17 protein-coding genes are annotated in these 15,297 nt (G+C 65.7%); 8 read left to right on the plus strand and 9 right to left on the minus strand.

What is annotated here, in order from left to right; genetic code table 11:
* Positions 1-10 precede the first annotated feature (10 nt).
* Positions 11-640 carry a transglycosylase SLT domain-containing protein gene (locus PSV38_RS03060; protein WP_300544748.1) on the plus strand — a complete coding sequence of 210 codons (630 nt, stop codon included), beginning with the start codon at positions 11-13 and terminating at the stop codon, positions 638-640.
* Between the two features lie 22 nt (positions 641-662).
* Here the strand turns inward: PSV38_RS03060 and PSV38_RS03065 are convergent, their stop codons facing one another.
* The 7 genes from PSV38_RS03065 to hemA all read right to left on the minus strand — a co-directional run bounded on the left by PSV38_RS03065 (position 663) and on the right by hemA (position 6,460).
* Positions 663-1,376, minus strand: coding sequence for a superoxide dismutase (locus tag PSV38_RS03065; RefSeq protein WP_300544709.1), 714 nt, complete (start codon positions 1,374-1,376; stop codon positions 663-665).
* A gap of 71 nt (positions 1,377-1,447) precedes the next feature.
* On the minus strand, positions 1,448-2,026 hold the full coding sequence (locus PSV38_RS03070; RefSeq protein ID WP_300544712.1) for a UbiX family flavin prenyltransferase: 579 nt from the start codon (positions 2,024-2,026) through the stop codon (positions 1,448-1,450).
* Entirely contained in the window at positions 2,023-2,340 is a 318-nt protein-coding gene (grxD, locus tag PSV38_RS03075; protein WP_300544715.1) for a Grx4 family monothiol glutaredoxin, read from the minus strand. Before grxD ends, PSV38_RS03070 begins: the two co-directional genes overlap by 4 nt.
* 60 nt (positions 2,341-2,400) lie before the next feature.
* On the minus strand, positions 2,401-3,099 hold the full coding sequence (locus tag PSV38_RS03080; protein WP_300544717.1) for a hypothetical protein: 699 nt from the start codon (positions 3,097-3,099) through the stop codon (positions 2,401-2,403).
* A gap of 103 nt (positions 3,100-3,202) precedes the next feature.
* The gene (gene prmC, locus PSV38_RS03085; protein ID WP_300544719.1) at positions 3,203-4,033 is read right to left on the minus strand and encodes a peptide chain release factor N(5)-glutamine methyltransferase; all 831 of its coding nucleotides are present in this window, start codon (positions 4,031-4,033) and stop codon (positions 3,203-3,205) included.
* Positions 4,026-5,126, minus strand: a complete 1,101-nt coding sequence (gene prfA / locus PSV38_RS03090; protein WP_300544750.1) for a peptide chain release factor 1 — start codon at positions 5,124-5,126, stop codon at positions 4,026-4,028. Before prfA ends, prmC begins: the two co-directional genes overlap by 8 nt.
* Before the next feature lie 8 nt (positions 5,127-5,134).
* Positions 5,135-6,460, minus strand: a complete 1,326-nt coding sequence (gene hemA, locus PSV38_RS03095) for a glutamyl-tRNA reductase (protein ID WP_300544721.1) — start codon at positions 6,458-6,460, stop codon at positions 5,135-5,137.
* Positions 6,461-6,509: 49 nt separating this feature from the next.
* On the opposite strand from hemA, the gene PSV38_RS03100 reads away from it, so the two are divergent.
* Genes PSV38_RS03100 through PSV38_RS03125 form a run of 6 tightly spaced genes read left to right on the plus strand, consistent with a single transcriptional unit; the run spans position 6,510 to position 11,182 of the window.
* Positions 6,510-6,779, plus strand: coding sequence for a hypothetical protein (locus PSV38_RS03100; protein ID WP_300544722.1), 270 nt, complete (start codon positions 6,510-6,512; stop codon positions 6,777-6,779).
* Between the two features lie 4 nt (positions 6,780-6,783).
* On the plus strand, positions 6,784-7,446 hold the full coding sequence (gene queE, locus PSV38_RS03105; protein WP_300544725.1) for a 7-carboxy-7-deazaguanine synthase: 663 nt from the start codon (positions 6,784-6,786) through the stop codon (positions 7,444-7,446).
* Between the two features lie 14 nt (positions 7,447-7,460).
* Positions 7,461-7,832 (plus strand): 6-carboxytetrahydropterin synthase, encoded by a 372-nt coding sequence (locus PSV38_RS03110; RefSeq protein WP_300544727.1) that lies wholly within the window; start codon positions 7,461-7,463, stop codon positions 7,830-7,832.
* Between the two features lies 1 nt (position 7,833).
* The gene (bioA, locus tag PSV38_RS03115) at positions 7,834-9,219 is read left to right on the plus strand and encodes an adenosylmethionine--8-amino-7-oxononanoate transaminase (RefSeq protein ID WP_300544730.1); all 1,386 of its coding nucleotides are present in this window, start codon (positions 7,834-7,836) and stop codon (positions 9,217-9,219) included.
* Positions 9,216-9,887 (plus strand): dethiobiotin synthase, encoded by a 672-nt coding sequence (gene bioD / locus PSV38_RS03120; RefSeq protein ID WP_300544732.1) that lies wholly within the window; start codon positions 9,216-9,218, stop codon positions 9,885-9,887. Before bioA ends, bioD begins: the two co-directional genes overlap by 4 nt.
* On the plus strand, positions 9,884-11,182 hold the full coding sequence (locus tag PSV38_RS03125; RefSeq protein ID WP_300544734.1) for an MgtC/SapB family protein: 1,299 nt from the start codon (positions 9,884-9,886) through the stop codon (positions 11,180-11,182). Before bioD ends, PSV38_RS03125 begins: the two co-directional genes overlap by 4 nt.
* Positions 11,183-11,186: 4 nt before the next feature.
* Here the strand turns inward: PSV38_RS03125 and PSV38_RS03130 are convergent, their stop codons facing one another.
* Positions 11,187-11,843 carry a pyridoxamine 5'-phosphate oxidase family protein gene (locus PSV38_RS03130; RefSeq protein ID WP_300544736.1) on the minus strand — a complete coding sequence of 219 codons (657 nt, stop codon included), beginning with the start codon at positions 11,841-11,843 and terminating at the stop codon, positions 11,187-11,189.
* 117 nt (positions 11,844-11,960) lie between these two features.
* On the opposite strand from PSV38_RS03130, the gene PSV38_RS03135 reads away from it, so the two are divergent.
* On the plus strand, positions 11,961-13,448 hold the full coding sequence (locus tag PSV38_RS03135) for a PLP-dependent aminotransferase family protein (protein WP_300544739.1): 1,488 nt from the start codon (positions 11,961-11,963) through the stop codon (positions 13,446-13,448).
* Here PSV38_RS03135 and PSV38_RS03140 read toward each other — a convergent pair.
* Complete coding sequence (locus tag PSV38_RS03140) at positions 13,426-15,072, minus strand: GMC oxidoreductase (protein ID WP_300544742.1); 1,647 nt, start codon at positions 15,070-15,072, stop codon at positions 13,426-13,428. The two genes, PSV38_RS03135 and PSV38_RS03140, sit on opposite strands and share 23 nt — an antisense overlap.
* Between the last annotated feature and the right edge of the window lie 225 nt (positions 15,073-15,297).

The raw sequence follows: 15,297 nt of genomic DNA on the forward strand, positions 1-15,297 counted from the left end.
TTCGGTGCTGATGCGCTGGTGTCTGGCGAGCATGGCCTCCATGCTGGTGGGCCACGCCGCCTGGGCAGGCGCCCAGGCCGAAGAGCCGCTGGCCGATGCCGTGCGCACGGCGCTGTCGGCCGCCGCTGCCCAATCAGCGCCGCCCATGCTGGTGTTTGCTGATCAAACGCAAAGATTCGATTTCGACCGCTGGGCAGATGCGGCGGGCCTGCGCTTGAAGAAGCGCAAGCCCGAAGATCAGGTGCGCCGAGAGTTCCTGCAAACGGTGTGGTACGAGGCCAAGCGGGCAGGCCTGGACCCGTCGCTGGTGCTGGGCTTGATTCAGGTGGAAAGCGGTTTCCGCAAATACGCGATCTCGTCGGTGGGTGCGCGGGGCTACATGCAGATCATGCCGTTCTGGTCGCGCCTGATCGGCACCGGTGACCCAGCCAGTTTGTTCCACATGCAGACCAATCTGCGGTTTGGCTGCATCATCTTGCGCCACTACCTGGACCGCGAGCGCGGCAACCTGTACTTGGCGCTGGGCCGCTACAACGGCAGCCGAGGCAGGCCGGAATACCCCAACGCGGTTTTCGCCGCCGAGCGCCAATGGAAGCTGCCTGATGAAGCGCGGCCACAGATCGTGGCTTTTCGCCCCTGATCAGTCTAGCCGGGCCTTTTGCTCAGGCTTTTGCCAGGTTGGTCGCCACAAAATCCCAATTCAACAGTTTGTCGAACACTGCTGCGGCGTAGTCCTTGCGGCGTGACTGGTAGTCCAAGTAGTAAGCGTGCTCCCAAACGTCGATGGTGGCCAGGGGCACCAAGTGTTCTTGCGTCAAGGGCGTGTCGGCGTTGCCGGTTTTGACGACGGTGAGCTTTTTCTGGTTCTTGTCCAGCACCAACCAGACCCAGCCAGCGCCGAATTGGTCGGTGGAGGCGGTCAAGGTGGCTTCGCGCAGTGCCGCCAGCGAACCGAAATCGGCTTCGATGCGCTTGGCCAGTTCAGACGGGGGCGTGCCGCCGCCTTTGGGCCGCAGGCTTTGCCAGTAGAAGGTGTGGTTCCAGACTTGGGCGGCGTTGTTGAAAATGGTGCGCGAACCTTCGTTGCGGGCACTGCGCTGGATGATCTCTACCAGGCTGGCGGCATCTGTCAGTGGGGAGTTTGGCAGCAGGCGGTTGAGGTTGGCCACGTAGGCGGCGTGATGCTTGCCGTGATGTTGGGCAATGGTGCTGGCCGAGATCACGGGGTCCAGCGCGCTGGCGTCCCAGGGCAGGGGGGGCAATTCGAAGCGGGGGGCAGCGGTTTTGTCGGCAGCGGCATGGGCCCAAAGCGGGCTGCCAGCGAGCGCGGCGGCTGTGGCGGCCAGCAGTTGCCTGCGTGAAAGGTCTGTGGTCATTGGGCATCCTCCTGATGTGAGTGGGCTCCCATCATGCGGAAAAATGAGGGTGCGTCAAGGCCCTCAGTGCGTCACAAGCCGCGCCACTCCTGGGGTTGTGCCGAGGCGATGCCCGCGGTGCTCAAGACCCGCTCAACGGTGTCATTGACCAGTTCGTCGATGCTTTGTGGGCGGTGGTAAAACGCTGGCAAGGGCGGGAAGATGACGCCGCCCATTTCGGTCACCGAGGTCATGTTGCGCAGGTGGGCCAGGTTGAAGGGCGTTTCACGCACCATCAGGATCAGGCGGCGGCGCTCTTTCAGGGTGACGTCAGCGGCGCGGGTCAAGAGGTTGTCGCCCATGCCATGGGCCACGGCGGCCAATGTCTTCATGGAGCAGGGCGCCACGATCATGGCGTCGGTGCTGAAGCTGCCGCTGGCGATGCAGGCGCCAATGTCGCCGGGGGCATGTGCCTGGTCGGCCAGGGCTTCCAGCGTGGACCGGTTCAGCCCCAATTCGTGGTGCACGTTCAGGATGCCTGCAGGCGTGGCAACCAGGTGGGTTTGAACACCCAGTGCGCGGGCACGCTCCAGCAAGCGCACGCCGTAGACGGCACCACTGGCCCCAGTGATGCCAATGATCAACCGGCGAGGTGCGCTGGCTGGGCTCACTGGCCTGGGGTCAAGACCTGTTGAAGTTCGCCGGCCTGGTACATCTCCATCATGATGTCCGAGCCACCAATGAACTCACCGCCCACGTACAGCTGGGGAATGGTGGGCCAGTTGGCGTAGTCCTTGATGCCTTGGCGGATGCCTTCGTCTTCAAGGACGTTGACGGTGTGCAGGTCAGTGGCACCGCAGGCTTTGAGGATCTGGATGGCGCGCCCAGAAAAACCGCACTGCGGGAATTGAGAGGTGCCCTTCATGAAGAGCACCACACGGCGGCCTTTGACCAGGGAGTCAATGCGTTGTTGAACGTCACTCATGGGAATTTGCGCTTGGCTGAATTGGGAACAAGAGCCTGTTTATATCAGGCCTTGGGGAATTCAGAAGGCGTAGCGCACAGAGACCTTGATCACGGGACGCAGGCGCAGGTCGCGCACGATTTCGTCCAACCCTGCTTCGCCTTGCAGCGCGCGGGAAATGCGGCCAATGTTGTTGGAATTGACCGAAATGATGCCCAGATCGGCGTTGAAGCGCCACATGCTTTCGCTGCCAGGGGCGCCCAGGCTGGCGGCGTAACCGGCGCCGACATAGGGCAGCGTGCGGTTTTCGCCGTCAAAAGACTGGCCCCTGGGGTCGCCCAGGTTCAGGTTGTCGATGCGCTGGAGACTGAGGTTGAGGCCGCTGCCGATGGTGTCGTCATTGCCGTCAGACCAGGAGGCCTGCGTGACCGAGCCGCGCACCAAACCGACCGTGGCGCGAAAACCACCCGAAAAGTAATAGTCGGACAGCACATGGGCGCTGCGCATGGTCAATCCGCTGGAGGGCACGGGCTGCGCGAGCACGAAAGAGTCTTTGAGCGGGTCGTAGGCGCGGTCCACGACAACGCCAATGCGGCCTTCCCAGTGGGGCCAGAATTGCTGTCCGTTCAGGCTGAGGCCCTTGCCGTGATCAACTGCCGTGGCGGAGCGCAGCCAATGCTGCGGCTGGGGCACCATTTGCGCGTGCGCACTCGAAGCTGCCAGAGCGCAGGCGGTGATGAGGCAGCGGAAAAGGTGGGGAAGGGCAGTTTGGCGGAACATCACAAGCTCCTGAAGAACGATTTGATGCTACGCCGCCCGGCTTGTTTTGGGGAATAGAGTTGTTAGCGTTCGTACCACCAATTTACAAGGTGACGTGAATTTGCTAAGACTTCCCGCCGGTGCACCGCGGGTTACCGCCCAGGTCGTGCCGAGTGCTGATTTGGCTGAATCCACGCGCCTCTAACAGGAGCGACACGGCGGCGGCCTGGTCGTGGCCGTGCTCCATCAGCAGCCAGCCGCCAGCCGTGAGATGGGACGGTGCATTTGAAATGATCAGGCGCAGATCATCCAGGCCATCCACGCCAGATGTGAGTGCTCGCTTTGGCTCAAAGGCCAAAGCTTGCAAATGGTGGTCGTTCTCGGCGATGTAGGGCGGGTTGCTCACGATCAGGTCGAATTGGCGTGCGGCCACGGGTTCAAACCATGACCCTTGCAGGTTGTCCACGGGCAGGGCCAATTGCCGGGCGTTGGCCTGCGCGATCGCCAGCGCCGCTGGGCTGGCGTCCACGGCGGTGACTCGGGCTTGGGGGCGTTGGTGCTGCAGGGCCAGGGCGATCGCGCCGCTGCCGGTGCCCAGGTCCAACACCCGGAAGCCCGGTTCGGTGGGGATGAGTTCCAGGGCCCAGTCCACCAGGGTTTCGGTGTCGGGCCTGGGGATGAGGACGTCGGGGCTGACGCGCAAGGTCAGGCCGTAGAACTCCTTGTCGCCCAGCAGGTAGGCCAGGGGCTCGCCTTGGGCGCGGCGTTGGGCCCAGGCCATGAACTGATCGGCTTGCTCGGGTGGCAAGGCGTCCTGGTCGTGGGCCAGCAGCCAACTGCGTGGGCGCTGCAAGACGGTGCTCAGCAGGATCTGGGCGTCCAGGCGGTCCACGCCCAATTGGCGGGCTTGCTGCAAGGCAGCCGCCACGGTGGGGGTGGGCAGCGGCTCAGACACCGGTGGCGGCTTCCAGCTCGGCCAGTTGCTCGGCGGCTTGGGCGGTGATCAGCGCGGCGATGACGTCGTCCAGATCGCCTTCCATGATGGCCAGCAGTTTGTAGAGCGTCAGGTTGATGCGGTGGTCGGTGAAGCGGCCCTGCGGGAAGTTGTAGGTGCGGATGCGGTCGGAGCGGTCGCCGGTGCCGACCAGGCCTTTGCGGGTGGCGGCTTCCTTGGCCTGGCGTTCGATGCGCTCGCGGTCGTTGATGCGGGCGCTGAGCACGGCCAGGGCCTTGGCTTTGTTGCGGTGTTGGCTGCGGTCGTCCTGGCACTCGGCGACGATGCCGGTGGGGAGGTGCGTGACGCGCACGGCCGAGTCGGTCTTGTTGATGTGCTGGCCACCGGCGCCGCTGGCCCGGTAGGTGTCGATGCGCAGGTCGGCCGGGTTGATGGTGATCTCTTCGGCCTCGTCGGGCTCGGGCAGCACGGCGACGGTGCAGGCACTGGTGTGGATGCGGCCTTGGGTTTCAGTGGCAGGCACGCGCTGCACGCGGTGGCCGCCGGATTCGAACTTCAATTGGCCGTAGACACCGGCGCCTTCGAAGCGCAGCACGATTTCCTTGTAGCCACCCAGGTCAGAGTCGTTGGCGGACATGACCTCGCAGCGCCAGCCTTGGCGTTCGGCGTGGCGGGTGTACATGCGGGTCAGGTCGCCCGCGAACAGGGCGGACTCATCGCCCCCCGTGCCAGCGCGGATTTCGACGAAGGCGTTGCGGGCGTCGTCGGGGTCTTTGGGCAGCAAGGCGGTTTGCAACTCGCTTTCGACACGGGCGATGTCGGCTTCGGCCTGGGTGATTTCTTCTTGCGCCATGGCCCGCATGTCGGCGTCGTTGGCGGACTCCATCAGCATCTGGCGGGCGGTGGCCAGGTCGTCGCTGCGCTGGGCGTGGCGCTGGGCCATGTCGCAGACGCTGCTGACTTCCGAATGCTCGCGCGACAGCTCGCGGTAGCGTTTGTTGTCGGCCGCGACCGCGGGGTCGGACAGGGCGGCATCCAGCTCTCGAAGGCGAAGGGCCAGGCGTTCGAGAGAGGAGGCCAGCGAGGGGGCCAGGCCGCCGCTCACGGCGTGTCTTTCTTGAGGGGGCTCACGTCGCCGCGCAAGAAAAGGCGCGCCAGCGAGGCAGCCACTTGGGGCCGTTGCTGGGTGTCGGCGCTGTGCAGTTCGGCCATGGCGCCATGCAGCATTTTCTGGGTCAATCCTCTTGATAGTGAGTCGAGCACGGCTTCGATGTCCTCGCCTTTGGCGATCATTTTGCGGGCGCGGGCGATTTCAGCCGCTCGCCACGCATCGGCCTGTGAATTGAGTGCCTGGATCAAGGGCACGGTGGTGCGCTGGTCCAGCCAGTGGACAAAGCCTTGCACGCCGGTCTCGATGATGGCTTCGGCCTGGCTGACGGCGGCCAGGCGCTTTTCGCTGGCGGTTTGCACCAGGGCGCTCAGATCGTCGACGGTGTACAGGTAGACGTCGTCCAGTTCGGCGACTTCGGGCTCAATGTCGCGCGGCACGGCCAGATCCACCATGAAGATGGGACGGCGTTTGCGGGCTTTGAGGGCGCGTTCGACCGCGCCCAGGCCGATGATGGGCAGGGAGCTGGCGGTGCAGGAGACCACGATGTCGAACTCGTGCAGGCGATCGGGCAGGTCGGCCAGGCGCAGGGCTTGTGCGCCCAGGTGGTTGGCGAGCTTTTCGCCGCGCTCCAGGGTGCGGTTGGCCACGGCCATGGCGCGTGGGGCGCGGCCGGCGAAGTGCGTGGCGGTGAGTTCGATCATTTCGCCCGCGCCCACGAACAGGATCTTGGTCTTGCCCAGGTCTTCAAACAGCTGGCTGGCCAGACGAACGGCGGCGGCCGCCATGCTGATGGAGTGGGCGCCGATTTCTGTGGAGGTGCGCACTTCCTTGGCCACGGCGAAGGAGCGCTGGAACAATTGGTGCAGGGTGGTGCCCAGGGTGCCGGCGGCGTCGGCCTCGCGCACGGCCTGCTTCATCTGGCCCAGGATCTGGGGTTCGCCCAGCACCATGGAATCGAGCCCGCTGGCGACGCGGAAAGCGTGGCGGGCTGCGGCGCCCCCTTCCAGCACGTAGGTGTGGCGCAGCAGTTCGTCGTGGCCCACGCCACCGGTGTTGGCGAGCCAATCAACGGCGGCCTGCTGCAGGTTGCCAGCGCGGCCACCGCCCCAACTGCCGCCCAGGGCGCAATACAGTTCGGTGCGGTTGCAGGTGGACAGCAGGGCCACTTCTGGCTGGGCGGACGACTGCGGCACGCCGGATAAACGGGTATGCAAAACCTTGAGCGCGGGGGCCAATTGGTCGACGGCAAACGCGAACCGACCTCGCAAATCGACGGCGGCGGTGGTGTGGTTCAAACCCAGGGTCAGGACGGTCATATCCGGGGATTATAAAATCGAGGGTTTTTTGATGTTGCGAAGGCGTTCAATGAGCTTGCTGGATGCTTTGATCCACATGGTGAATTTTTTCCTGCCAGCCTTGGGCATGGCACTGCTTTTACCCGCTTTGGCTCGCCTGGTGTGGTGGCGTGCGCTCAAACCGGCGGGTTTTGCTCGGCAGGTGAAATGGGTGGCCGCGGCCAATGCCCTGGTGCTGATCGCTGGACTGATTGTGTTGGGGCGCGACGGCGCCATGGCCACGTACGCCGCCTTGGTGCTGGCGTCGAGCTTGACCGTCTGGTGGACAGGATTGCGTTGAGACCATGAGCTACAGCATCAAGGAAATGTTCTACACCCTGCAGGGCGAGGGCACCCATGCCGGGCGCCCGGCGGTGTTTTGCCGGTTTGCGGGTTGCAATCTGTGGACGGGCCGCGAGGCCGATCGGGCGCAGGCCGTCTGCCAGTTTTGCGACACCGAGTTCGTGGGCACCGATGGTTTGGGCGGTGGCAAGTTTGCGACCGCCGTGCAATTGGCCGAGCGCATCGCCTCGTTCTGGCCCGCTGGCCCCGAAGCAGCCGATGACCGCCGATTCGTGGTGCTGACTGGCGGCGAGCCTTTGCTGCAGGTCGATGCGGCATTGATCGATGCCCTGCACGCTAAAGGCTTCATGATCGCTGTCGAGACCAATGGCACGATCGCTGCGCCTGCTGGCCTGGACTGGATCTGCGTGAGCCCCAAGGCCGGGTCAACCTTGGTGCAAAAAAGCGGCCACGAGCTTAAAGTCGTCGTGCCCCAAAGCGGGTTCACCACGGCGGACCTGAAAGCCATGGAAGCCCTGGACTTTGAGCAAAGGCGCGTGCAGGCCATGGACAGCGCCCAGCCTATGGAACGCCGCTCGGCCATGCAATGGGCGGTGCAATGGTGCCTGGACAACCCGCGCTGGATGCTCAGCGTGCAGACCCACAAGACCTTGGGCATTCGCTGAGAAAAGAAGATGTCATGTTTGAACTGAGCCAGACCTTCACGTTTGACGCGGCCCACACGCTCAAGCGGCATGTGTCGCCCGAAGAGGCCGCGAGCAGTCGCCGCATCCACGGGCACACCTACACCGCCGAAGTGGCGGTGCGCGGGCCCCGCCAGCCGGACACCGGCATGGTGGTCGACCTGGCCGTGCTCCGCGCGGCGCTGGCCGAGGTGCGCAGCCAGCTTGACCACCACTTTCTGGACGAGGTGGCGGGCCTGGGTACGCCCACGCTGGAGAACCTGTGCGTGTTCATCTTTGGCCAGGTGAGTGCGCGCATCCCGCAGTTGAGCATGGTGAGCGTGTCGCGCGCGGCCGGTGACCGCTGTGTCTACCGGCCCCAGGACTGAGGTGGCCACGCCCCCCGTGTTGACCGCCAGCCTGGCCGAACGCAGCCGCCGCGCCGTGTGGCACCCCTGCACGCAGATGAAGGCGCTGGACGACTTCCCGCCGCGCGCCATCGTGCGTGGCGAGGGGCCCTGGTTGATCGACGAGCAAGGGCACCGCATCCTGGATGCGGTCAGTTCGTGGTGGGTCAATCTGTTCGGCCATGGGTTTGCGCCGATCACCGAGGCCATCACCGACCAGCTGGGCAAGCTGGACCACACCATGCTGGCGGGCCTGACCCATGAGCCGGTGGTGGCGCTTTCTGAGCGGCTGGGCGCGCTGACCGGCTTGGGCCATGCCTTCTATGCCAGCGATGGTGCGAGCGCCACCGAGATCGCCCTCAAGATGAGCGCGCACAGTTGGCGCAACCGTGGGCTGCCGGGCAAGCACCGCTTCATCGGCCTGCAAGGCGGTTACCACGGTGAGACCGCCGGGGCCTTGTCCGTCACCGACATCCCCCTGTTCCGCGAGGCCTACGCGCCCTTGCTGCGCTTGAGCGCGACCTTGCCTTCGCCCGATCCGCGCCATGCGTTGGAGGGCGTCAACCTTGAGCAGCACACCGCCGCTTGCGTGCAAGCCCTGGCCGAGCACTTGGCCGAGCACCATGCCTCCACCGCTGCTTTGATCCTGGAGCCCTTGGTGCAAGGCGCTGCGGGCATGGGCATGTATTCGCCCAGCTACCTGAGCGCGGCGCGTGCCCTGTGTGATCAGCACCAGGTGCATTTGATCTGCGATGAGATCGCCGTGGGCTTTGGGCGCACCGGCACGATGTTCGCGCACCAGCAGGCCCTGGGCGCTGATGGCCAGCCCATTCGTCCGGACTTCATCTGCCTGAGCAAAGGCCTGACGGGCGGCGTGCTGCCCTTGTCGGCCGTGCTGACCACGGACGAGGTTTACGCCGCCTTCTGGGATGACCGCACAGCGCATGGTTTTTTGCATTCGCACTCCTACACGGGCAACGCGCTGGCGTGCCGCGCGGCCCTGGCGGTGCTGGACACCTTTGAGAACGACGACGTGCTGGTCCGCAACCGCACGGCGGCCTTGCGCTTGTCAACGCTGGCCGAGCCACTCACCCGCCATCCCCGCGTGAAAGCGCACCGCCACCTGGGCATGATCTGGGCCTGGGACATTGACACGACCGATCCCACCTTCGCTGCTCGTTTCCACCGCGTGGCCCTGGACGCTGGCTTGTTGCTGCGCCCCATCGGCAACTCGCTGTATTTCATGCCGCCTTATGTGCTGAGCGAGGCCGACATGCAGCACTTGGTGGAGGGCACCTTGCGCACGCTGGAGCAGGTGCTGGCTTGCGACGCCGTGTGGCCTTCGGGCCCTGGCGAGCGTCTGGCATGACGGCGTTTTTCATCACCGGCACCGACACGGGCGTGGGCAAAACGCGTGTGTCTTGCGCCTTGCTGCATGCCTTGCAGCGCCGGCATGCGCGCGTCATTGGGATGAAACCTGTGGCCGCCGGCACCGAGCTGATCAATGGCGAGTGGGCCAACGAAGACGTGCTGGCGCTGCGCGCCGCATCAACCGTGCAAGTGCCTGCGCTGTACGACAACCCTTATCTGCTGCGCCAACCCGCATCGCCCCACATCGCGGCGCGCGAAGAAGGTGTGGAGATCGACATCGAGCACATCGCAGCCTGTTTTCATGCCTTGCGGCAGCAGGCCGATGCTGTGGTGGTTGAAGGGGCGGGGGGCTTCATCGTGCCCTTGCAAGAGGCCCAGGGCCAGTCGGCCACCAGCGCTGATCTGGCCGTGCTGTTGCGCCTGCCCGTGATCCTGGTGGTGGGGGTGCGCCTGGGGTGCCTGAACCATGCCTTGCTGACGCAGGAGGCGATTTTGTCGCGCGGGCTCACCCTGGCCGGTTGGGTGGCCAACCGCATTGACCCCAGCATGATCGCGCCGGATGCCAATGTGGACACCCTGCGTTCGCGCCTGCAGGCGCCGATGTTGGCCGATTGGGCCTGGGCGCCTCAGGCCGAGGCCTGCGGATTGGCGATCAAATTGCCATGACCGCCCCGTCGTCGATTGCCCTTGAGAGCCTGCCCACGGCGTTGAATCTGGTCGGGTCCCTGGCCGCAGGTCTGGTGATCGGCCTGGAGCGGGGGTGGCGTGACCGTGAGCTGAACGACGGCGGGCGAGTGGCCGGCCTGCGCACCTTTGCCCTGGCGGGCCTGTTCGGGGGCTTGCTGGCCAGCTTGTTGCCCGAGTTCGGCGCGTGGCCCATCCTGGCCGGGATCATTGGGGTGTCGATTCTGTTGGCCGTGTCTTACCGCCAGGCCTCGGCCTCGTCGGGCAATCTGAGCATCACGACCGCGCTGACCCTGTTGCTGACAATCGTCCTGGGGGCGATCGCTGCGCGAGGCGCCGTGGCCCTGGCCTTGGCGTGTGCGGTCATCGTGGCCGTATTGCTGAACCTCAAACCTACCTTGCACCGCTGGCTGCGCTTGATTGAGCACCGCGAATTGACGGCGGCCCTGCAGTTGATGGTGCTGTCGGTGGTCATCCTGCCCAATCTGCCGGATGCCGGCTTTGGTCCTTACCAGGCCTTGAACCCCTACAAGCTGTGGTGGGCGGTGGTGCTGATCGCGGGTCTCTCGCTCGCCGGGCACTTGGCCATGCGGGTCACGGGTCCGCGGCGAGGCATGTTGTGGACCGGCATCCTGGGTGGACTGGCGTCCTCCACGGCCACCACCTTGGCCTTGGCACGCTACGCGCGGCTCAATCCGGCGGTGTCGGGGGTGGCGGTGTCCGGTGCCTTGGCGGCGTGCGGGGTGATGTTCCTGCGCATGGCCGTGCTGGTGGCCCTGGTCCAGCCCGCGCTGCTGGCGGCCATGGGTGTGCCGCTGATCCTGTCGGGCGTCACCTTGCTGGTGCTGGGCTTGTGGCACTGGCGGCGCTTGTCCCAGGCTTCGGGCGACCAGGCCATCGAGCCCATGGTGCCCACGTTTGACCTGGGGGCGGCCTTGGGCTTTGGCGCTTACCTGGCCGCCATGGCCGTCCTCGCGCCCGCTGCCAGGCAGTGGCTGGGCAGCGGCGGCGTCTATGCGCTCGCTGCGATGTCCGGCCTGGCTGATGTCGATGCGATCGTGATCTCCCTGGCCCGCCTGCATGGTGACGGTGGCTTGCCGCTGGTCACGACGATCGCCGCGATTTGCCTGGCCACCTTGGCCAACATGGTGTCCAAGGGCGCGATGGCCTGGATCACGGGCGGCAAGGCCATGGGCGGGCCGGTGATCAAAGGCTATGCGGTGAGCATGGCGGTTGGCGTGGGTGCAGCGGCGGCCATGCTCACCCTGGGCGCGTGATGCCTCAGGTGCCCGTGGCCCACTGCTGCACGTAGGCCGGTGTTTCTGCGGGGCAGCCGGGCTCTGCCAAGGGCGTGAGCCGGGTTTGATGGACGGGGAGCACCCCAGCCCACACGGGCCAGTTCATGTCCTCCTCCTTGTCCTTCGGGCCCCAGGCGCGGATCTTGGCGGCGGCTTCGAACAAGGGCATGCGCAGCACCGTGGTGGCGGCCAGCTCCTTGCGGTCGGGCGCGCGCGCTTCGTGGCGCCGACCAGGGGCCAGGTGGTCCATCAATCGGTGCAGGACTTCGGTCTTGTCCGCATCGGGCACAGCCTCGAACGTGCCGTGGATGACCACCGACCTGAAGTTCATGGAGTGCGAGAACGCCGACCGCGCCATCACCAGGCCATCCAGGTGCGTGATGGCCAGGCAAGCGGGCGCGCCCTGGGCCAGCGACTTCATCATCTTGCTGCCGTTGGAGCCATGGATCAGCACATGGCCGTCCACGCGCCACACTGCGGTCGGCAGGCACAGCGGGCCGCGTTCGTCCACGAAGGACACGTGGCACAGGTAGGCGGCATCCACGATGGCGTGGATGGTGGCGTGGTCGTAGTGCCCCCGGTCTTCGGCGCGATTGACCCGGCTGCGTTCGGTCGGAGGCGGGGCAAAGGTCGTGGTCATGGTGTTGTGGTCCCTGCTTGGTGATGGAGCCTCAACCATAGGTAAAACATGGCCCCATGAAAAGGTCCACATTCATGCAAAATGATAGAGCCACAAAATCGCGCCTGACCCAAACCCATGACCGACCTGACCCTGTTGCTGGACCGCCGCCTGCTGCGCGCCAAAGGCGACCCCTTGCCCCGGCAGCGGCGTTTGTACGAGTTGCTTCGCCAGGCCATCCTGGATGGCCGCCTGCCCGCAGGCAGCGCCTTGCCCGCCAGCCGTGTGCTGGCGCATGAGCTGGGCCTGGCGCGCAACAGCGTCATCCATGCGTACGAGCAGCTCGCGGCCGAAGGCTATGTGCAGGCCAGCCGCCAGGGCACCGTGGTGGCGGCCTTGCCTGATCGGCGTGCGGTGGGCAGTGGCCACGCGCCGCTCACCGCGCCACCAATGGCGTCGGGGCAGCCATCGCCCGCTTTGTCAAACCGTGTGCAGGCTTTCAACCGCCGCCGCACGGCCGAGCAAGACCTGATGCCCTTCATGCCCGGCATCCCCGCGCTCGACGAGTTCCCCTTGCCCACCTGGCGCCGCCTGCTGAACGCGGCCTGGCGTGACCAAAGCCCCGAGCTACTCAGCTACCGTCCCGCCGTGGGCGAACTGGAACTGCGCCAGGCCATCGCCACCTATGTGCGCGCGGCACGCGGTGTGGTCTGCACGGTGGACCAGGTCATCGTGACCGGTGGCACCCAGGACAGCCTGAGCCTGTGTGCCCAAGCCCTGGCCGACCTGGGGCAGCGGGCCTGGATCGAGCACCCCGGCTATGGCGGTGCCCGCGTGGCCTGTCAGGCGGCCGGGCTGAAGGTGGTGCCGGTGCCGGTGGACGAGCACGGCCTGGCGCCCACCAAGGCCTTGTGGCGCCAGCAGCCGCCACGCTTGATTTACACCACGCCAGCGCACCAGTACCCGCTGGGCTCGGTGATGCCCTTGGCGCGCCGCCTGGCGTTGATCGAGCAGGCTCAGGCAGCGGGCGCCTGGATCCTGGAAGACGACTACGACAGCGAGTTTCGCCACGATGGCCCGCCCCTGGCTGCCATGCAAGGCCTGGTGCCTGGCGCGCCCGTGGTTTACCTGGGCACCTTCAGCAAGTCGATGTTCCCGGCCTTGCGCTTGGGGTTCATGGTGGTGCCCGCCAGCTTGTCTGATCAATGGCAAGGCGCCTTGGGCTACCTGGTCAGGCGAGGCCTGCCCGCCGAGCAAGCGGCTTTGGCCGCCTTCATCAACGAAGGTCATTTCACCAAGCACCTGCGCAAGATGCGGCCCTTGTATGCCCAGCGCCAGGCCGCCTTGCGCGATGCCTTGTCTCGCCACTGGCCTTGGCCGGGCGAGGTGCTAGGTGGGGCTTGCGGCCTGCACCTGGTGCTGACCTTGCCACCCGACATCGTCGACATCGACGCGGCCCAGGCCGCCATGAAGAGGGGGCTCAGCCCGCGACCCTTGTCGGCCTATGGCATGGGTGGGGCCACCCCCAACGGCCTGGTCATGGGCTATGCCAACACCCCCGCCGAGCAGATGGAGTCCCGCGTGCGCGCACTGCTGCGCGCCATCAGCGCAGGTCTTGCGCGATGACGCGTTCGATGTTGCGTTCGGCCAGCGCCGTGATGGTCACAAAGGGGTTGACGCCGATCGAGCCTGGGATCAAGGCGCTGTCGGTCACGTACAGGCGGTCGTAACCCTTGACGCGGCCGATGTTGTCCGTGGCCTGGCCCAGCACGCAGCCGCCCAGCGGGTGGTAGCAGAAGTCATCGGCGAAGACCTTGCCCCCGCCGAACAAATCGGTGCGGTAGATCGTGCCTTGCTTGCGGTTGATGCGGTCGAGCAGCGACTTGGCAGCGTTGACCGTGGTCGTGTTCTGCGCTCGCGTCCAGTTCAGGCGCGCCGAATCGGTGGCGGCGTCGTAAACAAAGCGGCCACGCTCCGGGTTGCGCGTGATGGCCAGGTACATGCTTACCCAATTCTCGAAGCCCGTGGGCAACGGCGTGATCTCGGCGAACACCGGCTTGGTCGGGTTGTCCCAGTCGTTGATGCCCATGGCGGGCATGGTCGACTGGAGGGCGCCGGTGGGGTTCCAGAGGTGGTTGGCGCGCGCGGCCATCACATTGCCGTTGTGGCCCCAGCCCTCGCCCACGGCCTGACTCAAGCGGGGCAGGGTGCCGGTCTCGCGGGCGCGCACCAGCAGCTCGGTCGTGCCCAGGCTGCCTGCGCCCAGAAACAGGTGGCCGCAACTGATCTGCACATTGGCCAGCACGTTGCCGTAGACGTCAATGGCGCGCACGCTCAGCAGATAGTCGCCATTGGCCTGCTGTTCGATGCGGCGCACCTGCTGCAGCGTGTAGATGGTGACGCGGCCCGTGCCCACGGCATCGGCCAGGTAGGTCTTGTCCAAGCTGAGCTTGCCGGCGTTGTTGCCGTAGATCACCTCTTGGGCCAAGGCGGAACGCGGCACCTTCTTCGCTTGTTCGGCCTCCATGTACTTGAAGTCATAGACGCTGGGCACGAACACGGTCTTCAAGCCGGTTTGATGAGCCTGGTCGCGCGAGACACGGGCGAAGCGGTAGCAGTCAGCCTTTTCGAACCAGGCGGGATCGACGTGGTTGACGCCCAGCAGGCCGTTGGCGCGGGGGAAGTACTTGGCGTACATCTCATCGGCGTTGACCTCGGGCAGCATGGTCTCGAAGTAGCCGCGTGGCGGTGTCACGGCCATGGCACCATTGACCAGCGAGCCACCGCCCACACCCCGTCCCACATACACCGACATCTCGTCGTAGTTGACGCGGTCCAGCACCCCCGCATAGCGCGGGATCTTTTTATTGATGACATCCAGGCCCAGGAAGGTCTTGAGGGGTGCTTCGGTGCGGTCCTTGAACCACATCGACCGGCCATCGGGCGACAAGGTTTTGGTGAAGATGCGGCCATCGCTGGCGGGTTGGGTCCACAGCTGGCCCATCTCCAGCATGACCACGGGCACACCGGCCTCGGCCAGACGCAAGGCAGTGACCGCGCCGCCATAGCCGGTGCCGATGACGATGGCAGGCACGCGGCCCAGACTGCCCAGTGCCGCGCGCGGTTGGGCCAGCGATTCGCTGAACACCCGGCTGGACGCCGCATGGCCATTCAATGAGAAACCGGACAGGCCCAGCACACTGGCGGCCTGCAGGGCCGAGTGGCCCAGGAAACGACGACGAGACAACATGAATCAACACTCCACAATGCGTTTCGATTTTTGAGGCTGGTGTGGGCTGATGCGGGCGGTGCATTCCCTTGGGTTGGGGGTGAGCCCCTTGAATCGGGGATCGTTTTTGGGGGGCTTTTATTGGCGGTGCGAGGTGGGGATGAGGCGCAGGCGGGCGGGGCTCCTGCGGGGGCGGTCCACCGCGTTGCGGCGGACTGCTCTGCGGTGCTCGCCCAGGGCGGGGAT

It is taken from the genome of Aquabacterium sp., from assembly GCF_029946005.1.
Classification (GTDB): domain Bacteria; phylum Pseudomonadota; class Gammaproteobacteria; order Burkholderiales; family Burkholderiaceae_C; genus Aquabacterium.

Excerpts from the sequence above, each read along its gene's own strand:
- PSV38_RS03060 (WP_300544748.1), top strand. The coding sequence starts at position 11 with ATGCGCTGGTGTCTGGCGAGCATGGCCTCCATGCTGGTGGGCCACGCC.
- PSV38_RS03130 (WP_300544736.1), bottom strand. The coding sequence starts at position 11,843 with ATGACCACGACCTTTGCCCCGCCTCCGACCGAACGCAGCCGGGTCAAT.
- PSV38_RS03065 (WP_300544709.1), bottom strand. The coding sequence starts at position 1,376 with ATGACCACAGACCTTTCACGCAGGCAACTGCTGGCCGCCACAGCCGCC.
- PSV38_RS03140 (WP_300544742.1), bottom strand. The coding sequence starts at position 15,072 with ATGTTGTCTCGTCGTCGTTTCCTGGGCCACTCGGCCCTGCAGGCCGCC.
- PSV38_RS03110 (WP_300544727.1), top strand. The coding sequence starts at position 7,461 with ATGTTTGAACTGAGCCAGACCTTCACGTTTGACGCGGCCCACACGCTC.
- queE (WP_300544725.1), top strand. The coding sequence starts at position 6,784 with ATGAGCTACAGCATCAAGGAAATGTTCTACACCCTGCAGGGCGAGGGC.
- bioD (WP_300544732.1), top strand. The coding sequence starts at position 9,216 with ATGACGGCGTTTTTCATCACCGGCACCGACACGGGCGTGGGCAAAACG.
- PSV38_RS03135 (WP_300544739.1), top strand. The coding sequence starts at position 11,961 with ATGACCGACCTGACCCTGTTGCTGGACCGCCGCCTGCTGCGCGCCAAA.
- PSV38_RS03100 (WP_300544722.1), top strand. The coding sequence starts at position 6,510 with ATGAGCTTGCTGGATGCTTTGATCCACATGGTGAATTTTTTCCTGCCA.
- grxD (WP_300544715.1), bottom strand. The coding sequence starts at position 2,340 with ATGAGTGACGTTCAACAACGCATTGACTCCCTGGTCAAAGGCCGCCGT.
- hemA (WP_300544721.1), bottom strand. The coding sequence starts at position 6,460 with ATGACCGTCCTGACCCTGGGTTTGAACCACACCACCGCCGCCGTCGAT.
- PSV38_RS03080 (WP_300544717.1), bottom strand. The coding sequence starts at position 3,099 with ATGTTCCGCCAAACTGCCCTTCCCCACCTTTTCCGCTGCCTCATCACC.
- PSV38_RS03125 (WP_300544734.1), top strand. The coding sequence starts at position 9,884 with ATGACCGCCCCGTCGTCGATTGCCCTTGAGAGCCTGCCCACGGCGTTG.